Here is a 15,766-nt window from a genome sequence, read left to right as displayed (position 1 = left end):
CGCAAGGGTTTTCCGGCCTGTGGGCAGGAAGTTTCCCTTGACAGAATTCGGCGTTGTTCCGTAAACAACGCTTACTCCGCCAGCGGCAGATGACAGGCATCCAGCAGCTCGGCCACCCGCTGATGAAGAAGCGCGGCCAGTTCCTGCTTGTCCTTGGCTTTGAAGCCTGCTGTCGGCAGCGGCTGGCCGATGCGCAGCACCACTTCGCCGCCCCGTGAGAGCAGCTTCCCCTTGGGCAGCGCCTGATGCGTGCCGTTGAAGCCCACCGGCACCAATTCCACCCCGGCCTTGACCGCCAGCATCACCGCGCCGGTTTTGAACGGCTGCAAGCGTCCGTCCAAGCTGCGCGTGCCTTCCGGGAAGAGAATGACCGAGCTGCCTTCGGCGATGCGCTGGGCCGCGTCATTGAGGCTCCGCACCGCCTCCCTGCCGTGCGAGCGGTCAATGGGAATGTAATCCACCGCCCGCATTGCCGCGCCGAAAACAGGTATTTTGAACAGCTCCTTCTTGGCGATCCAGCGGTAGTCATGCCGGATGTAGCCGGAAAAGGCCATGATATCGGCCATGCTGCAATGGTTGCCGATGAAAATGTAGGGTTTGGCCGGATCTAAATCGTCGCCGCCCTCGACCCGCACCCGGATATTGGCGATCCGGCAGAGCAGCCGCCCCCAAGTGCGCGGAAAAAACTGCGCCTTGGCCTTGGATTTGCGGAACCAGCGCACGTCAGCTATCGCGCCAAGACAGACGACGGCGGTCAACGGCGGAATAGTGAGCAGGGCCAGAAGGCCGCGCAAAAATTGCAGTAGAGACATGAGGTCACGTTCAGGAATCGTCATCGGCAGGCTCGGAGCTTGCTTCCGCCGTCAGCTCGTCCGTTTGCAGCAGGGAGTACCACGGCGTGAGGGAATCGGCATGAATGCTGCCGAGCAGCTCGTCAGGATGCCGGATGAAATCGTTGGCCAGCTCGTTGCCGACGAACTGGTCGCGGAAGCGGGTGATCAGGTTGAGATGCGCCCAGCGGGTCAGGTAGTAGATAACCAATTTCGGCAGGCGGGTATAAATGTCCTCGTCCGGGGCTGGATCAACGTAGCTGGAGCGGCGCAGCTTCTCGGTCGCAACAGTCTGGGACTGATAGACATTTTTAAGAAACATGTACTCCGGCGGCAGGCGGGCGGTGATGCCGAACCAGTTCAGCACGCCAGCCACCCGCTCCAAGAAGAATTTTCCAGTGATGACCAAGGGATAGGGCACATAAATTTCACGCGGCAGCTTGACCTCCAAATAAGCCCGGATGGTCAGAATCAAATCGTCCAAGGCTACTGGCTCTGGGTCGGCGAAATGGTACGTCTGGCCGGAGAACTCCTTGCGGTTCAGGAGGACGTGGTGGACAAAATGCGGAATCTTCGCCGCGTTGGTGTAGGAGTGCTTCACCCCGCGCTTGGTGAAGAGGAATGGCACAGCCTCGTCGGCGATGGCGAAGAGCAGGCGGTGGAAACCTTGAATTTTGTGATCGTGCTCGCCGTACACGATGGAAACGCGGATGATGGTGCAGTCCAGCCCATGATGCCGCATCATGTGCTCCAAAGTCAGCTCGGCCATCAGCTTGGATTTGGCGTAGTTGCTCAGATTGGAGGTCAGCGGCAGCTGATCTCCTTCGGCTAAGTTCTCGCCGTGCGGCAGGACGGCGGCGGAGCTGAAATGAATGTACGGGATGTTCAAGGCGCAGCAGGCCCGCGCCAGATTGACGCTGCCAAGGTAGTTGACCTCAAAAGCGAGCTGCGCGTCTGAGTCCAGCGAGGCCATTGCCGCGTTGATGACAAAATCCGGTTTAGCCCGCTTGAGATAGGTGATGATGTCCTGCGCGTTGCGGACGGACAGCTTCTTTGAACTGGGGGCGCGGATGTCGAAATCATCCGGAGCTTGGGTCTTGAAATAATATGCGAGGGTGCCGCCGATCAGGCCGGAGCCGCCGATCAGCACACCGAGACTACGTTTCTTTTGTGAGGGCGCCTGAGCCATATCGTCGTGGATGAAGCTGCTGTGTCGGATAGGTGCTTACTCCTTTAGCATGTTTTTTCGCAAAAATCATCTTTTTTCCAAGCAAAGGCAGGAAAACTGCCGGAACAAAGGCGGTGCGCAATGTTGCAGGCAGAAAACAAGCCTTGTTGAGAATCATTCTCATTTTGTTTTGCAAACAGCATTTTTATCAGCACCCCGGACGAAATATCTTTTGACAAAACAGCCCCGCTCTAATTAAGATGGATGAATTTCTTGGCCGGAAATCTCCCGGGGGAGAGAAGCGCAGCCTCTTACTGTTCAGGCCGTGCGGCATCTGCGGGCAACGTGCAAGGAATGCTCATGAAAAAAGTATTGCTGGTTGACGACGACGAGGTAGTTCACGAGCTGATCAACACCACGCTGAGCAAATACAGCGGCATTTTTGAGCTGGTCCATGCTTACGATGTCAAAGGCGCGGTCGCGGTTTTAGAGCGCGAAGAAATATCCCTGATCATTACCGATCTGGTCATGCCGGGCGGCGACGGCTTCCAGCTCCTTGCCCAGATTCATGACAAGCATGGGGACATCCCCTGCATCGTCATGACCTCCTACGAGCTGCCGGAGCTGCAGGAGCGGCTGGAAGGCAAGGCCTTGCAGATTTTTAAAAAGCCGGTCATGGCGCAGGAGCTGGCTGAGGCGATTTTGCGCGGCCTGAAAACCCAGCCGAAAAAAGGCGGTCTCGGCGAATTTTCAGTGGTCGGCATCGTTCAGCTCATGGAGACCGAAGGCACCACCTGCCGCCTTGATGTCCACAAGTCAAGCGATCACCGCGACATCAACCAGTGCATCGAGCGGAACTGCAAGGAATACCGGGGCTGCCTGTATCTGGTGCAGGGCACGATTCATGATGCGGTCTGCGGCAAGCTGGTTGGTGAGGAGGCCGCTCTCAAACTCCTGAGCATGGAGGGCGTGCAGGTCAGCAGCAGCCTCCTGGACAGCAAAAATCTTGTCCGGCGGGTGCATAAGAGCAACCAGAATCTGCTCATCAACGCGATGATACAAAAAGATCATCAGTGCGGCGAGGAGGAAGACCAAGAGCCGCAGCAGCAGAAGCTGCTTGACGAGGGCATCCGGCTTTGCGAGCGGCTGGAATTCGCTCAGGCTCAGAAGTCGCTGATGGCCTTTGTTAAAGATAATCGCCAGAATGCGCAAGGCTGGCTCTGGCTCTCGCGGGCGGTGACGGAGCCGAAGAAAATCAAAGCCGCTTTGGCTGAAGCCTACCGCTTGGAGCCGGAAGACGCGGATGTGCTTGAAGATGTGGAGAAAGCCCGGCTGCTCGGCAGCGCGGGCGCGACAGCGGACCTGAAAGTCAGCCGCTGTCCGTTCTGCTACGCCCCGCTGGAGCCGCAAGCGACGGGCTGCGCCTTCTGCAAGGCCAGCCTGCTGACCGAGTCGTCTTCTTTGGCCAAGCTCGATATCTGCGCTGTTGAACAGCGGCTGATCCGCCAGGCGGTCATGCGTTTTGAACGGGTGCTGGCCGCTGAAGTCAATCCGAAAATTCTTTTCTACGCTGGGGCGGCCTATCTGAATCTGAACGATTTCGACAAGGCTCTGACCTACTTTGATCTGCTGATGCCGATCATTCAGGTGGACAGCCGCCATCAGAAGGTGGCCAATCAAGTTTCGCAGATTGTCGAGCACATCGCCGCCAGCCAGAAGATGGAGGAGCGCGGCCAGCGGCCTGAGGTCAAAAAAGAAAAGCAGATCATTGACAACCAGGCCAACAAGCGGACAATTCTGGTTGTCGAGGACAGCCCCACCACTCGCAAGGTGGTCAAGATGACGCTGCAAAGCGGCGGCTTCCGGGTCATTGAGGCGGTGGACGGCGTGGAGGCTCTGAGCAAGCTCAATGACGACCGGCCCGACATGGTGCTGCTGGACATCATGCTGCCGAAAATTGACGGCTACAAAATTCTCTCCATTCTCAAAAAAAATGGCGAGACCAAAGATATTCCTGTGGTCATGCTGACCAGCAAGAACGGAATTATAGACAAGGTCAAAGGCCATCTCTCTGCCGCCAGTGCCTACCTGACCAAGCCTTTCAAGCCGGCGGAGCTGATCAGCGTGGTCAGTTCCATTTTGGATAAAAATGCGTCGTCAGAATCGGCGCAGGGCTGAAAGGCGGCCCCCAGTCACCTCTTAATGTCAAAAAAAAGGAAGAATTATGGCAAAAAAACTGCTGATCGTTGACGACAGCCCCACCGAACTGAAGCTGATCACCGATGTGTTCAACGGCAAGGACTATGCCATTGTCACAGGGGTTGACGGCGAGGAAGGCGTGGCCAAGGCGAAGTCGGAGAAGCCGGATTTGATTATTCTTGATGTGGTCATGCCGAAGATGAACGGCTTCCAGGCCTGCCGGACGATCAAATCCGAGCCTGCGACCGAAGGAATTCCGATCATCATGCTGACCAGCAAGAACCAAAAATCCGACGAGTTCTGGGGCAAGAAGCAGGGTGCAAATGTTTACCTGACCAAGCCCTTTGACGCGGCGGAGCTGCTCAACGCCGTCACCGGCCTGCTCGCCTGAGCCAGATGGCTTCCGTCCAGTCCGATCTGGCCGCCCTGCTCTCCGCCATTGATCAGGAGATCGCCGCAGAGCTGCGTGATGAGCAGCTCCAATCCGGTATTTCCAGCGCGGCGCAAACAGCGGAGGAGATCGGCAGGCATCTCTGTTTCACGCTGGCCGGGCAGCATCTGGCCGTGCCGCTCTCTCAAGTTCTGGAAGTCGGCGAGCTGGAGACCGTGCGCCCGCTGCCCTTTCTCCCGGATTGGACGGAAGGGGTGACGAATATTCGCGGCGAGATTGTTTCAGTCACCAATCTTGCAGTCTTTTTTCAGCTTGCTGGAAAAAGTGCCAAAAAAAGCCGGACAGCCGTCATCCTGCACGAGGGTGGCATGAAAACAGCAGCGGTGGTGGATAAAATCACCGGCACCCGTCTGCTGTACAGAAAGGAGGGGCTGGCCGTCAGCGCGGCGGCGGCTGTTCCGGCTGATTTTCTTGCCGGCCCCGCCCTGTTTATGGCTGAAAACGGCGAGAACGGACTGGATTTGTTCAACAGCGGCAAGCTGCTCGCCGCTCTCAGGCTGCAATGAACTCCCTCAACCACGGAGCAGGCAGATGGACGAAAGCATCGCGGCTGAATTCCTGAGCGAGGTGGAAGGCTATTTGCCGGAGCTGCGCGGCTGTCTCCATGCCCTGAAGAATGATTCGGGCGACCGGACGGCGGCAGAGGAGCTGCACCGCATTGTCCACACCATCAAGGGCGCGGCGGCGATGGTCGGTTTTGATGATTTGAGCAAAACCGGTGCCTTGCTTGAACAAATCATGGAGCAGGTGCTGGAGTCTGGCCTGCGCATGGATGAGGTGCTGATCAGCCTGTTCAGCGACACCGCGCAGCGGATTGATGCCTTCTGCACCCTGCGCAGCGTGGGCGAGGAGGGCAGCGACAGTCTGCATCAAGAGACACGGGCCGCGTTTGCCGCCAAAGGCCGCCTGCCCGCGCCGCCAGAGGAGGAAAGGCAGCTTGAAAGAACACCGCAGCCGGACAGCGAAAGCGAAGGAACAGACGATTCAATCGCTGGCATCCTTGATCAGCTGCTCTCGGTGACGGACAGCGCATCTGCGGCGACGGCGGCTGATGAGTTGTTTCTCAGTGAAACCTGTGAAGAACACGAGGAACAGCCAGTCGCGCCAAGTTATGCTGTTGATCCAGAGCTGCTGGAATGCTTTGCTGAAGAGACCGACGAGCATCTGGAAAATATCCGCCTTCAGCTGAAGCGGCTGCGGACCGCAGTGCAGGGCGAAACTCCGCTTTCAGACGAGCTGCGCGAAAGCCTGCATCTGCTGCGCCGCTCGGTGCATACCCTGAAAGGGGCGGCGGCGGTGATCGGCATTGAGTCCGTGGCCGCGTGGGGCCGTGTGGTTGAAGATTTCCTCGACTGGCTGCACGACGAGGCCCAGGCTTTGTCGCCGCAGGCGGTGGCCGCTGCGCAAGATGGCTGCGATCTGCTGGCCGTGCTGGCTGAAGACCCAGCCTGCGCTCCTGCCGAGGAGCAGCGGGCGGCGGCGGAGCAGTTTGCCCAGATTAGAGCCGCAGGCTGTGCTGTTCCGGCTGAAGACGCGGCAGACACGCCGCCGACGGAAGAGCTGTCCGCCGCAGAGGATGACTTTTTCGCGGAAAAACCCAGTGCTGCCCCGCCGCTTTTTGAGGAGCTGTTTGCAGAGGCTGAAGAAGAGCCTGAAGCGGCCAGCGACTTGTTTTTTGCGGAGGCTGCCGCGTCGGAGCAGGCCGTTCCTGCGGAAGAAGACCTCTTCGCCGGGCAGCCGCCAGAGGAACCTCTGTTCGAGGAACTTTTTTCTGCGGTTGCACCGAACGAGACTGAAGCCAGCGACGACAGCCTTTTTCCGCCCGCAACGTCTGCGGACGAAAGTTTGTTTGCTGCCGCGCCGCCGTCTGCTTCTCCTGCGGCGGAAGAGCCTGTTGCTGACACACTGGCGGCCATTGATCCAGAACTGCTGGAATGCTTTGCGGAAGAAACCGCCGAGCATCTGGAGAACATTGATCTTCAGCTCAAGCACATCGCCGCAGTTGCCAGCAAGGAGACCGAGCTTTCTGAGCCGTTGCGCGAAAATTTGCACTCGCTGCGCCGCTCGGTGCACACGCTGAAGGGCGCGGCGGCGGTGATCGGCATCAAGCCGGTGGCAGCGTGGGGCCATCAATTCGAGGATTTCCTCGATTGGCTGCACGACGAATCGCCGACGATAGGGGCGAATGCGGTGGCCGCCATGCAGGACGGCGCGGACCTGCTCGCCCGGATTTCCGAGCAGCCCAACACCCCAGTCGCTGCCCGGCAGCAGGAGCTTGCCGCCCGTTTCCAGCACATCATGACTGCGCCGCCTTCGCCTGTCGCGGAAGTGGCACCCGCTGTGTCCGCCTCTGCTGCGCAGCCGGAGACGGCTGACCTGCCTTCCGCCGCAGAGGCGGACGTTTTTTTTGCTGAAGAACCGCCGCCGGACGAGCCGCTGCTTGATGAGCTGTTTCCGGCTGCCGCTGCGCCTGCCGAAGAAATTTTCCTCCCGGAACCAGCAGCCGCTTCTCCCAAAACTGAGGCAAGCGGGACAGAGGCGGTTGATCCAGAGCTGATGGCCTGCTTCACCGAGGAGGCTGCCGAGCATCTCGAAAATATTGACCAGCAGCTCAGGCTGCTGGCGGCGCAAACAACCGACGGCGGGACAGCCCTGTCTGAGCCGCTGCGCGACAAGCTGCACTCGCTGCGCCGCTCGGTGCATACCTTGAAAGGCGCGGCGGCGGTGATCGGCATTGAACCAGTGGCGGCGTGGGGGCACGAGTTCGAGGATTTCCTCGACTGGCTGCACGACGAATCGCCAACACTGGGGCCGCAGGCAGTCGCGGCCATGCAAGACGGCGCAGACCTGCTGGTGAAAATCACCGAACATCCGGCCCAAGAGCTTGTCGAGAAAAAGGCGGCGGTCGCAGCCCGCTTCCGCAGCGTCATGGCGGGAGAGGCCGTTGAATTGCCTCCTGCGCCTGCTGAGAGGCTGCCAGAGCCGGAAATTGTTTCTGAAGCTCCGCCAGCGCAGAAAGAAACCGCAGCCGAAGCGGCACCTGCGCCGCCGGTTCCGGCCAATGAGCCGCAGCAGCCAAGCGGGGTGCGGCGGGTCAACACCTTGCGCGTAGAGATCGGCAAGATTGACCAGGTGGTCGGCCTCAGCGGCGACATGGTCATCAACCTGAGCAGCTTTGAAGCCTCAATGGCGGCGATGGGCGGCACCCTCAACGAGCTGGGCATGATCCTTCAGCGCCTGAAGAGCATCAACCACAGCTTGGAGGCGGGCTACGAGCTGGCCACCATTCCGTATCTGCGCGGCGCGGGCGAGGCGGGCGGCGGTCTGACCGAGGACTTTGATCCACTGGAGATGGACCGCTACTCCGAGCTGAACATCCTCATCCGCTCCTTGAGCGAGGCGGTCAGCGACCTCGACTCAATCATGGCCCAGAGCGCGCTGGAAAACGTCGCCTGGCAGAAGACGGTTGAGCGGCAGGCGCGGGTTCTGAAAGACATTCAGAATAAAATGATCGGCCTGCGCATGACCCCGCTTTCGGTGCTTTCCGCCCGGATGCACCGCACCGTGCGCGAGGCCGAGCGCAGCACCGGCCATCCGGCCCAGCTCGTTTTGGAAGGCGAGTCGATCATGATGGACACCCGCGTCTGGGACACCATGGCTGACGCGCTGATGCACATCCTCCGCAACTCGGTGGCGCACGGCGGCAGCCCGGATCGGCAGCTCACCGTGCAGATCAAAGCCGAGCGGCGCGGCGGCCAGTTCTCGCTGCGGATCAAGGACGACGGCAAGGGTCTTGACTACGAAGCGATCCGCGCCAAAGGCATGAAGCTCTATCCGCTGGAGCGCGTCGGCAGCATGAACGACGAGAAGCTGGCCGCGCTGATTTTCCGGCACGGCTTCTCCAGCGCGGGTTCGATCAGCAATATCGCCGGACGCGGCGTGGGCATGGACGTGGTGCGCGACGCGGTCGAGCTGCTCAACGGCTCGATAGAAATTGCCTCGGCGCGGGGGCAGGGAGGGCTGGAGCTGCTCATCCGCCTGCCAGTTGCCGTGGCCCAGCTGCATGCGGTTTTAGTCCGGCTGGCCGGGCAAATTTACGCAGTGCCGATGCACGACATCAGCAGCGCGGCGCGGGTGCGGCCAGAGGAGCTTGTCAGCAGCGAGTACGAGACCGCCAGCGGCGGACGGATGCCCCTGCTCAATCCGGCGGCTATTCCCGGCTTTCATCTTGGCGCGGTTGGCGAGACTCCGCCGGAAAGCGAGCTGGCGGTGTTGATCATTCATGCGGGCAGCAGGCAGGCCGCCTTGCTCTGCGAGCAGATCATCGGCCAGCGCGACATTGTTTTCAAGGACTTGGGCAGCCATCTGCACACCGTGCCCTGCATTGCAGGCGTGACGATTATGGGCGACGGCAGCTTGGTGCCGATCATCCAGACCGACGATTTGCTGCAAAAATGGGCCGAGCTGGCTGCGCCGGCAATTGAAGAGGCCCTTGCCGAGCAAGTTGTGGAAAAACCGCTGCAAGTGCTGGTGGTGGACGACTCAATCAGCGTGCGCAAGGTGGTCTCCAACTTCCTGCTTCAGCAGGGCTGGCAGCCGACCGTCGCCCGCAACGGCATTGAGGCCTTGGAGCGCATCCGCGAGGAGAAGCCCGACTTGGTGCTGCTGGATGTGGAGATGCCGCGCATGAACGGCTTCGAGGTGCTCCAGGCCCTGCAAAGCCAGCCCGAATTGCACGACATTCCGGTGGTCATGCTCACCTCGCGCAGCGCGGACAAATACCGCGAGAAGGCTTCCCAGCTTGGCGCACGCGGTTTCATGACCAAGCCGTTCAAGGAAGATGAGGCCATTGAACTGATTCGCAGCATGACCTCCGGGCAGATGCTGGCGGAGCTGCACGAATGAACCGCTTATCTGGCTCCGAACAATGAACATGATCTGTGTGGTGCAAGGGGGCAAGTTCCTGCTCGGCATCAATGCTGAGGCGGTGCTTGCCCGCTCTGCTTGGGCTGAGGCGGCGCAGCGGCGCAAGGCCGGAGAGAAGATTTTTCAGCTTGGCGCGCTGCTGTCGCGGCAGCCGGGCGGCGCAGTGCCACCGGACACAATTTGCTTGGAGCTACGCGGCCAGCACGAGCCGTTCTGCCTGCTGGTTGACCGGATTGTGGACGAAGCCGAGGTCATCAATCCGCCTGGCCCGCTGCCGCCAGCCTGTCCGCGCTTGGCCGCCCGGCTTTGTCCGCAGGTGACGCTTTGGGGCGACACGCCGGTGCTGCTGCTGAATCCGGCGCAAATTATCCCAGTCGCTGAGGCATTAGGCAAGGGCATCGGCCTGCTGGCGGAAGAGCCAGAAGAAACGGCGGCGCCATCTGAGCCTGAAATGAACATTGAGGAAGACGATCCGTTCTTCCCGGCAGAACAGCAAACGGCTGCGGCACCGATTGCCGAAGAAGAGCTGGATGAGCCGGAAGAAGAAGGGCCGGTTGCCTCACGTGCGGAAGGACCTGCGGCGGCTTGCGGCGGAAATGCTCAAGATCAAGAATTGCTGGCCGCAGCCGACTCCGGCAAGAAAAAATCCTCAACTATTGATGAGGAAATCTTCAAGCAGGTGATGAGCTGGACAGTCGCCCGTTTCAAGCAGAGCCGCAGCGGCGGCGAAGAGCTGCGCTTCGGCATTGAGGAGCTGCCGCCTGAATTGGCAGATATGGTGGTTGAGCAGGGACTGAGCAAGAATATCATTCAATATTTAATTGATCAGATCGTCCTTCGCTGCAAAGAAAGCGGAAAAAGCTCAGGCCGCCGCCTGCCGGGTGACAGACATGCTGGGTGAGAAAGAAAAAAAACGGGCGGACCGGAAAGCAGTGGCCGTGCGCATGGCCGGAGCCTTCGGCAAGGAGCCGACCCTGCTTTTTGCGGCCCGGCAGGCTGAAGAGGTGCTGCTGGAAGCGGAAGTGACCGTGCAGCCGCTGCCTTTTGCCCCGCATTGGCTGCTCGGCCTTTCGGTCTGGCGGCAGCAGGCCCTGCCGGTCTTTGACGCGGCTAATCTCTATGGCTTCGATCACGTCTTTGGACGGCATCTGTATCTGGTGCTGCGGGCGGCAGTCGCAGCGGAAGACGGCGGCAGACAGCTTCTGCGCTGCCTGCTCCGGGTGCCCGGCCAAATCGCCGCCCGCGAGCTGCCCGCCCAGTGCGTTCCTGCCTCGGCTGAAGAAAACGGTCTTGCTCCGGCCTTAGTCCGAGGCGTTTTCACGCATGAGGACAGCCTGCTGATCGTGCCCGACCTGCTGCCCGCGCTCTGTCCGGCGGCTGATCAACTGTTTGAACCGCCTGCGGTCTGACCGTGCGCAAATTCGTTGCAAGCAACTTTCCTGTGTAAGAAGGAGACAACATGGCAAATGCGTCGAAAGAAAAACCGGCGGAAAGAATTCTCAGCCGCGTGAAGGGGCTGAAGGCCGCAGACCTGAAAGGGCTGTTCAGCGGCTGGCGGCGGAGCATCAGAAGCAAGCTGCTGGTCTGGCTGCTGCTCATCTCTCTGGTGCCGCTGGCGGTCATCGCCTTGTTCAGCTACCGGTACTCCGCATCGGCCCTCAACAACCAGTCCTTTGAAACCCTTGAGGCGACGTTGGCGTTTGAGCATGAGGCCCTGCAAGAATATTTTTCGAGTCAGGAAAAAACCCTGATCAACCTCACCGACACCATCAACCTGTTGCAGCAGGAGTCCTTCGTCAAGCTGGCGGCAGTGCGCGACCTGCTGAAGGAAGAGATCACCAAATATCTTGAGACGCGTTACAACAACGTCCATGCCTTCGGCAGCAACCCAGAGCAGGTGGCCAACTTTGCCGTTTTTGCCAAAGGGACGGCGGCATTAGACAGCGATTTCGCCGCCTATCTGAAAGACTGGCTGAAGCAGCGCGATTTTCACTCGCTGACCCTGCTCAGTCCTGACGGCAAGGTGCTGTTCTCTACGGATGAGGCGGTCAAGCCCGGCATGGCAGTGCAGGAAAAAAGCCCGGAGCAGGAAGCCTTCGAGAAAGGAAAACAGGAGACCTCGTTTATTGACTACGGGCGGTCGTCGTTTTTAACCGACAAACTCGTCTGCTATTTCTCCACGCCTTTCAAAGTGGGCGGCCAGTCCGCCGGTGTGTTTCTGTTCCAGCTGGATGACAACTCGTTGGACTGGATCATGAAGCAGACTCCGGGTCTCGGCGAATCCGGCGAATCGTACCTCGTCGGCGCGGACGGCATGTTCCGCTCCAACTCTGTTTATTTTGAGGAATCAACTATTGCCAACCCGGCCTACATCGTGGACAGCGAAAGTGTGCTCTATGCGCTGGCCGGCGAAAACGGCGAAGAAGCCACGATCAACTATCGCGGCGACTATGTGCTGTCCACCTACACCTTGATTGAGATGTACGGCGTGAAATGGGCGCTCATGGTTGAGACCGATCAGAAGGAGACGATGGCCCCCAAGCATCTGGAGCAGCAGACGCAGGTTGATCATCTGAAACAATTGGCTGAACAAAACGGCTTTCCTGACCTGTACCTGCTCAACCCGGACGGCTATATTTTCTACTCCGCCCAAGAAAGAAAGGATCATTTCACCAACATCCTGAATGGTCCGTACTCCAGCTCCAAATTCAACGATGCCGTGCGCGGCGTGTTGGAGAAAAAAGCCCTGAAGGTCAGCGACTACGGCTTCTATGCGCCCATTGACGGCAAAGCCGCCGCCTTCATGGCCGCTCCGGTTTTGAACAAAAACGGCGAGGTCAGTCTGATCGTTGCCCTTCAGGTGCCGATTGAGCAGATCAACAAGCTGATGAGCATCCGCAGTCAGTTCGAAAAAAAATCGCAGCATCAGTTCGCAAGCGGCATCCTGGCGGCAGACACGTACTTGGTCGGCCCGGACAAGCTCTTGCGGTCGGAATCGGTTGACGCAAAGAAATACGGCGTGGACAAGGTCCTGCTCAAGGCCAAAGCTGACAGCAAGGCGGTGAATGAAGCCTTGGCGGGCCACGACGGCACGGATATCACCGTCAACAGCTTGGGCGAAAAAGTGCTGGCCTCGTGGGCGCCGTTCAAATACAACGACCTGAGCTGGGCGCTCGTCAGTGAAGTGAGCTATGACGAGGTGCATAAGCCTGTCACCAACCTGCTCCGGGTTATCGGCGTGACCGTGCTCGTCGCGATGGCCTTGATCGTGGTCGTCAGCTTGCTGGTTGCACGGGGCATGACGCGGCAGGTCGGCGAAATCGTCAAAGTCATGGGTAAAGTTGAGCAGGGCGATTACAGCGACCGGGTGCAAATCACCAGCCATGACGAGCTGGGGCGGCTGGCTGGCGACTTCAACACCATGACCGGCACCATTCAGAACCTGATCCAGACCCGCCAAGAGGAGCACGACAAGCTGAACAGCTCGATCATCCGTCTGCTGGAGGAGATCACGGTTCTTGCTGACGGCGACCTGACCATGCGGGCCACTGTGACCGACGACGTGATCGGAACGCTGGCTGACTCGCTCAACCTGATGCTCGAAAACCTGGGCCGCGCTTTCCGCAGGATTAAAGACTCGGCCTTGCAGGTTGGTTCCACCGCGAAAGTTCTCAGCTCCTCGACTGGAGAGCTGGCGGATCAGAACGACAGCCAGGCCAAGATGATCAACCAAGCGGTTGAAAAAATCGCCAGCCTGACCGAGGAAATCAGGAAAGCGGCGGAACATGCGGTGCAGTCGGCAGGCAGCTCGAAAGAGTCGAGCCACGTGGCCGAGGACGGCGCGGCGGCGGTGCGTGAGACCAGCCACGCGATGGAGGCCATCCGCAGCAACGTGCAGAACACCGCCCGCGCGATCAAGCGGCTCGGCGAAAGCTCGCAGGAGATCAGCGACTTCGCCCGCACCATCAACGAGATTTCTGACCGGACCTCAATTCTGGCCCTGAACGCCTCGATTCAGGCTGCTGCCGCCGGTGAGGAAGGACGCGGCTTCGCGGTCGTTGCCGAGGAAATCCAGCGGCTCGCCGAGCGGGCCGCCGTCTCCACCCGCCAGATCGAAACCCTGATCCGCAACATTCTCGGCGAGATCACCGAGGCCGGTGTCAGTATGGACGCGAGCATCCAGGAGGTTGTGCAAGGCACCAAGCTGTCGCAGAACGCGCTGGCCAAGCTGGAGGAGATCACCAGCCGCTCGAACGAGGTGGCCGCCCTGATTGAGGGCGTGGCCAACGTCTCCAAGGAGCAGGCCGAAACCACCGCCCAGCTTGCAGGCAAAATGAAAAAAATCGGCGAGATCAGCGTGGAAACCGCGCAAGAGACGATGGGCGCGTCCATCTCCATGCAGGAGATGGCGACAATGGGCGACGACATGCTTCAGGCCGTCGCCGCCTTCAAGATAGACAAGAAGGCGTAACCGAGACGAGGAGACCACTATGAACCAGAAGCTGCTGATCATGTTCTCGGCCTGCTGTCTGCTGCTGCCGACTCAAGGTCAGGCGCAGGTCAAGCTCGGCCAGTCCTGCGCCTTGACCGGCTCGCTCAACGAGCTTGGCCCGGAAATGGCCAAAGGAGTAAAACTCTATGTGGAGAAACGCGCCGCTAATGAATTTGCTCTGACCACCAAAGATGACGGCTATGAGCCGGACCGCGCCAGAGCCAACACCGAAGAATACATTAAAAACGGCACGCAGGTGCTGTTCGGTTATCTTGGCACTCCGACGGCCAAGGCCGCGCTTCCGTTGGCGAATGACAGCAAGACGCTGTTCTTCGGCGCAGGCACTGGTGCCGTATTTCTCAGCGACGTTAAAGCAAATCCCTACTCCTTTGTTCTCCGGGCAAGCTATGATACGGAAGTTGAGAACATGGTGCGCCATCTGAAAGACGATTTGGGCATCAAGAAAATCGCGCTGTTTGTCCAGCACGACGACTTTGGTCTGGCTGGCGTGGTGGCGGCGGTGAAAGCGGTTGACGCGGTCAAGGGCGTTGAAATCGTGCCTGCCCTGCCGCCCATCCCCGGCGCGGATGCCACCGTGGATGATTGGAACAAGTTCTGGAAAGAAGTGCCGAACTACAAGCGCAACACCGTGGCTGTCGGCAGCGCAGTCCGCCAGGTCAGAGGCAGCGGCGCGGAGGCGGTGATTTTAGTCGCCACCTCCCGGCCCGCCTCGTTGGCCATCAATCAGTGGCACAAAATGGGCTACAGTGTGCCAATGCTCAATATTTCCTTTGTTGGCTCAACTTCTCTTGCCACGCGGCTGCATGACAGCGAGCATGTCTATATCAGTCAAATTGTGCCTGATCCGTGGAATGCCAAACTGCCTATAGTCAAACAATATCAAGACGACATGGGTGACGGCAAAATAGATTTTCTCAACTTTGAATCGTATCTTGCCGCCAGCGTGCTGCATCAGGCGGTGAAGTCGGTCAAGGGCGAGGTGACTTCGGAAAGCATCAAGACGGCTTTGGAAGGCATGACAGACTATGACGCGGGCGGCATCAAAGTCTCTTTCGGGCCGGACGACCGCCGGGGCATGGACGCAGTGTATCTGACCAAAGTGGAAAAAAGCGGCGAAACGGTCAAGTTTGTCTATGTGGACAAGCTGGCCAAAGCCGAAGCTGAGAAGAAGTAACCAGAAGCTGTGCAGGCGCAGGACGGCCTCGGCGGCTGCTCTGCGCCTGTTTTATTAGATATTTTTTGCATAAACCGCAGCTTGCGGCAGGGGCGAAAAATTTTTCGCCCCTGCTGCATCTCTACACAGGGGGCAGTTATGCAAGAGGTCTATTTTTTTGCCTATCAAAAAAAGCGGGGAGATCGATGGAAAAGCAGAATTGCTGGGATGCGAAACAATGCGAGCGCGGGCCGGGCGGGGCTAAAATCCATGAAGGCGGCATCTGCGCCGCTGCGGCGGAGAACCGTGCGGACGGCATTCATGGCGGCAAAAACGGAGGCCGCTGCTGCTGGGTCATTGCTGGAACCCAGTGCAAAGGGCCGGATGTGCAGCAAGGTTCGTACATGCAGAAATTTTGCAGCGACTGCCAGAATTGCGATTTCTACAGCAGGGTGAAAAAAGAGGAGGAGCCGAATTTTAAAGTCGGCATGGTGATCCTCAAGGAGATGAAAAGCAGGGGCTGAAA

The 15,766-nt window shown here is 59.2% G+C and carries 12 protein-coding genes; 9 read left to right on the top strand and 3 right to left on the bottom strand.

Features of this window, described 5'->3' with window-relative positions; all coding sequences use genetic code 11:
- Positions 1-71: 71 nt before the first annotated feature.
- From ACNKH6_RS05700 to ACNKH6_RS05690, 3 genes are read right to left on the bottom strand one after another with little or no spacing between them, the layout of a single operon-like run.
- Positions 72-836 carry a lysophospholipid acyltransferase family protein gene (locus tag ACNKH6_RS05700; RefSeq protein ID WP_417914584.1) on the bottom strand — a complete coding sequence of 255 codons (765 nt, stop codon included), beginning with the start codon at positions 834-836 and terminating at the stop codon, positions 72-74.
- Complete coding sequence (locus ACNKH6_RS05695) at positions 823-2,019, bottom strand: NAD-dependent epimerase/dehydratase family protein (protein WP_417914583.1); 1,197 nt, start codon at positions 2,017-2,019, stop codon at positions 823-825. Before ACNKH6_RS05695 ends, ACNKH6_RS05700 begins: the two co-directional genes overlap by 14 nt.
- The gene (locus tag ACNKH6_RS05690; protein WP_417914582.1) at positions 1,988-2,182 is read right to left on the bottom strand and encodes a hypothetical protein; all 195 of its coding nucleotides are present in this window, start codon (positions 2,180-2,182) and stop codon (positions 1,988-1,990) included. The genes ACNKH6_RS05695 and ACNKH6_RS05690 overlap by 32 nt, the downstream gene beginning before the upstream one ends.
- 176 nt (positions 2,183-2,358) lie before the next feature.
- Between ACNKH6_RS05690 and ACNKH6_RS05685 the strand changes: the two genes are divergently transcribed.
- From ACNKH6_RS05685 to ACNKH6_RS05645, 9 genes are all read left to right on the top strand, one after another.
- A complete protein-coding gene (locus ACNKH6_RS05685) occupies positions 2,359-4,176 on the top strand; it encodes a response regulator (RefSeq protein WP_417914581.1) in 1,818 nt (605 codons plus the stop codon).
- Between the two features lie 46 nt (positions 4,177-4,222).
- Complete coding sequence (locus tag ACNKH6_RS05680) at positions 4,223-4,588, top strand: response regulator (protein ID WP_417914580.1); 366 nt, start codon at positions 4,223-4,225, stop codon at positions 4,586-4,588.
- Between the two features lie 5 nt (positions 4,589-4,593).
- Positions 4,594-5,154, top strand: coding sequence for a chemotaxis protein CheW (locus ACNKH6_RS05675; protein WP_417914579.1), 561 nt, complete (start codon positions 4,594-4,596; stop codon positions 5,152-5,154).
- Positions 5,155-5,179: 25 nt separating this feature from the next.
- Positions 5,180-9,553: an Hpt domain-containing protein gene (locus ACNKH6_RS05670; RefSeq protein ID WP_417914578.1), complete on the top strand. Its 4,374-nt coding sequence runs from the start codon at positions 5,180-5,182 to the stop codon at positions 9,551-9,553.
- A 22-nt stretch (positions 9,554-9,575) separates the two neighbouring features.
- Positions 9,576-10,475, top strand: a complete 900-nt coding sequence (locus ACNKH6_RS05665) for a hypothetical protein (protein WP_417914577.1) — start codon at positions 9,576-9,578, stop codon at positions 10,473-10,475.
- Positions 10,465-10,983: a hypothetical protein gene (locus ACNKH6_RS05660; protein ID WP_417914576.1), complete on the top strand. Its 519-nt coding sequence runs from the start codon at positions 10,465-10,467 to the stop codon at positions 10,981-10,983. Before ACNKH6_RS05665 ends, ACNKH6_RS05660 begins: the two co-directional genes overlap by 11 nt.
- 50 nt (positions 10,984-11,033) lie before the next feature.
- Positions 11,034-14,045: a methyl-accepting chemotaxis protein gene (locus ACNKH6_RS05655; RefSeq protein WP_417914575.1), complete on the top strand. Its 3,012-nt coding sequence runs from the start codon at positions 11,034-11,036 to the stop codon at positions 14,043-14,045.
- 19 nt (positions 14,046-14,064) lie between these two features.
- Positions 14,065-15,261: an ABC transporter substrate-binding protein gene (locus ACNKH6_RS05650; RefSeq protein WP_417914574.1), complete on the top strand. Its 1,197-nt coding sequence runs from the start codon at positions 14,065-14,067 to the stop codon at positions 15,259-15,261.
- 185 nt (positions 15,262-15,446) lie between these two features.
- Positions 15,447-15,764 carry a two-CW domain-containing protein gene (locus tag ACNKH6_RS05645; protein ID WP_417914573.1) on the top strand — a complete coding sequence of 106 codons (318 nt, stop codon included), beginning with the start codon at positions 15,447-15,449 and terminating at the stop codon, positions 15,762-15,764.
- Positions 15,765-15,766 lie beyond the last annotated feature (2 nt).

Origin of the sequence: Candidatus Electronema sp. JM (assembly GCF_048287415.1) — a bacterium.
Classification (GTDB): Bacteria; Desulfobacterota; Desulfobulbia; order Desulfobulbales; family Desulfobulbaceae; genus Electronema.
This window is presented reverse-complemented; position numbering and strand designations above follow the sequence as displayed.

Coding starts and splice junctions, on each gene's coding strand:
- ACNKH6_RS05660 (WP_417914576.1), top strand. CDS start 10,465: ATGCTGGGTGAGAAAGAAAAAAAACGGGCGGACCGGAAAGCAGTGGCC.
- ACNKH6_RS05695 (WP_417914583.1), bottom strand. CDS start 2,019: ATGGCTCAGGCGCCCTCACAAAAGAAACGTAGTCTCGGTGTGCTGATC.
- ACNKH6_RS05700 (WP_417914584.1), bottom strand. CDS start 836: ATGACGATTCCTGAACGTGACCTCATGTCTCTACTGCAATTTTTGCGC.
- ACNKH6_RS05675 (WP_417914579.1), top strand. CDS start 4,594: ATGGCTTCCGTCCAGTCCGATCTGGCCGCCCTGCTCTCCGCCATTGAT.
- ACNKH6_RS05690 (WP_417914582.1), bottom strand. CDS start 2,182: ATGAGAATGATTCTCAACAAGGCTTGTTTTCTGCCTGCAACATTGCGC.
- ACNKH6_RS05655 (WP_417914575.1), top strand. CDS start 11,034: ATGGCAAATGCGTCGAAAGAAAAACCGGCGGAAAGAATTCTCAGCCGC.
- ACNKH6_RS05680 (WP_417914580.1), top strand. CDS start 4,223: ATGGCAAAAAAACTGCTGATCGTTGACGACAGCCCCACCGAACTGAAG.
- ACNKH6_RS05685 (WP_417914581.1), top strand. CDS start 2,359: ATGAAAAAAGTATTGCTGGTTGACGACGACGAGGTAGTTCACGAGCTG.
- ACNKH6_RS05670 (WP_417914578.1), top strand. CDS start 5,180: ATGGACGAAAGCATCGCGGCTGAATTCCTGAGCGAGGTGGAAGGCTAT.
- ACNKH6_RS05645 (WP_417914573.1), top strand. CDS start 15,447: ATGGAAAAGCAGAATTGCTGGGATGCGAAACAATGCGAGCGCGGGCCG.
- ACNKH6_RS05665 (WP_417914577.1), top strand. CDS start 9,576: ATGAACATGATCTGTGTGGTGCAAGGGGGCAAGTTCCTGCTCGGCATC.
- ACNKH6_RS05650 (WP_417914574.1), top strand. CDS start 14,065: ATGAACCAGAAGCTGCTGATCATGTTCTCGGCCTGCTGTCTGCTGCTG.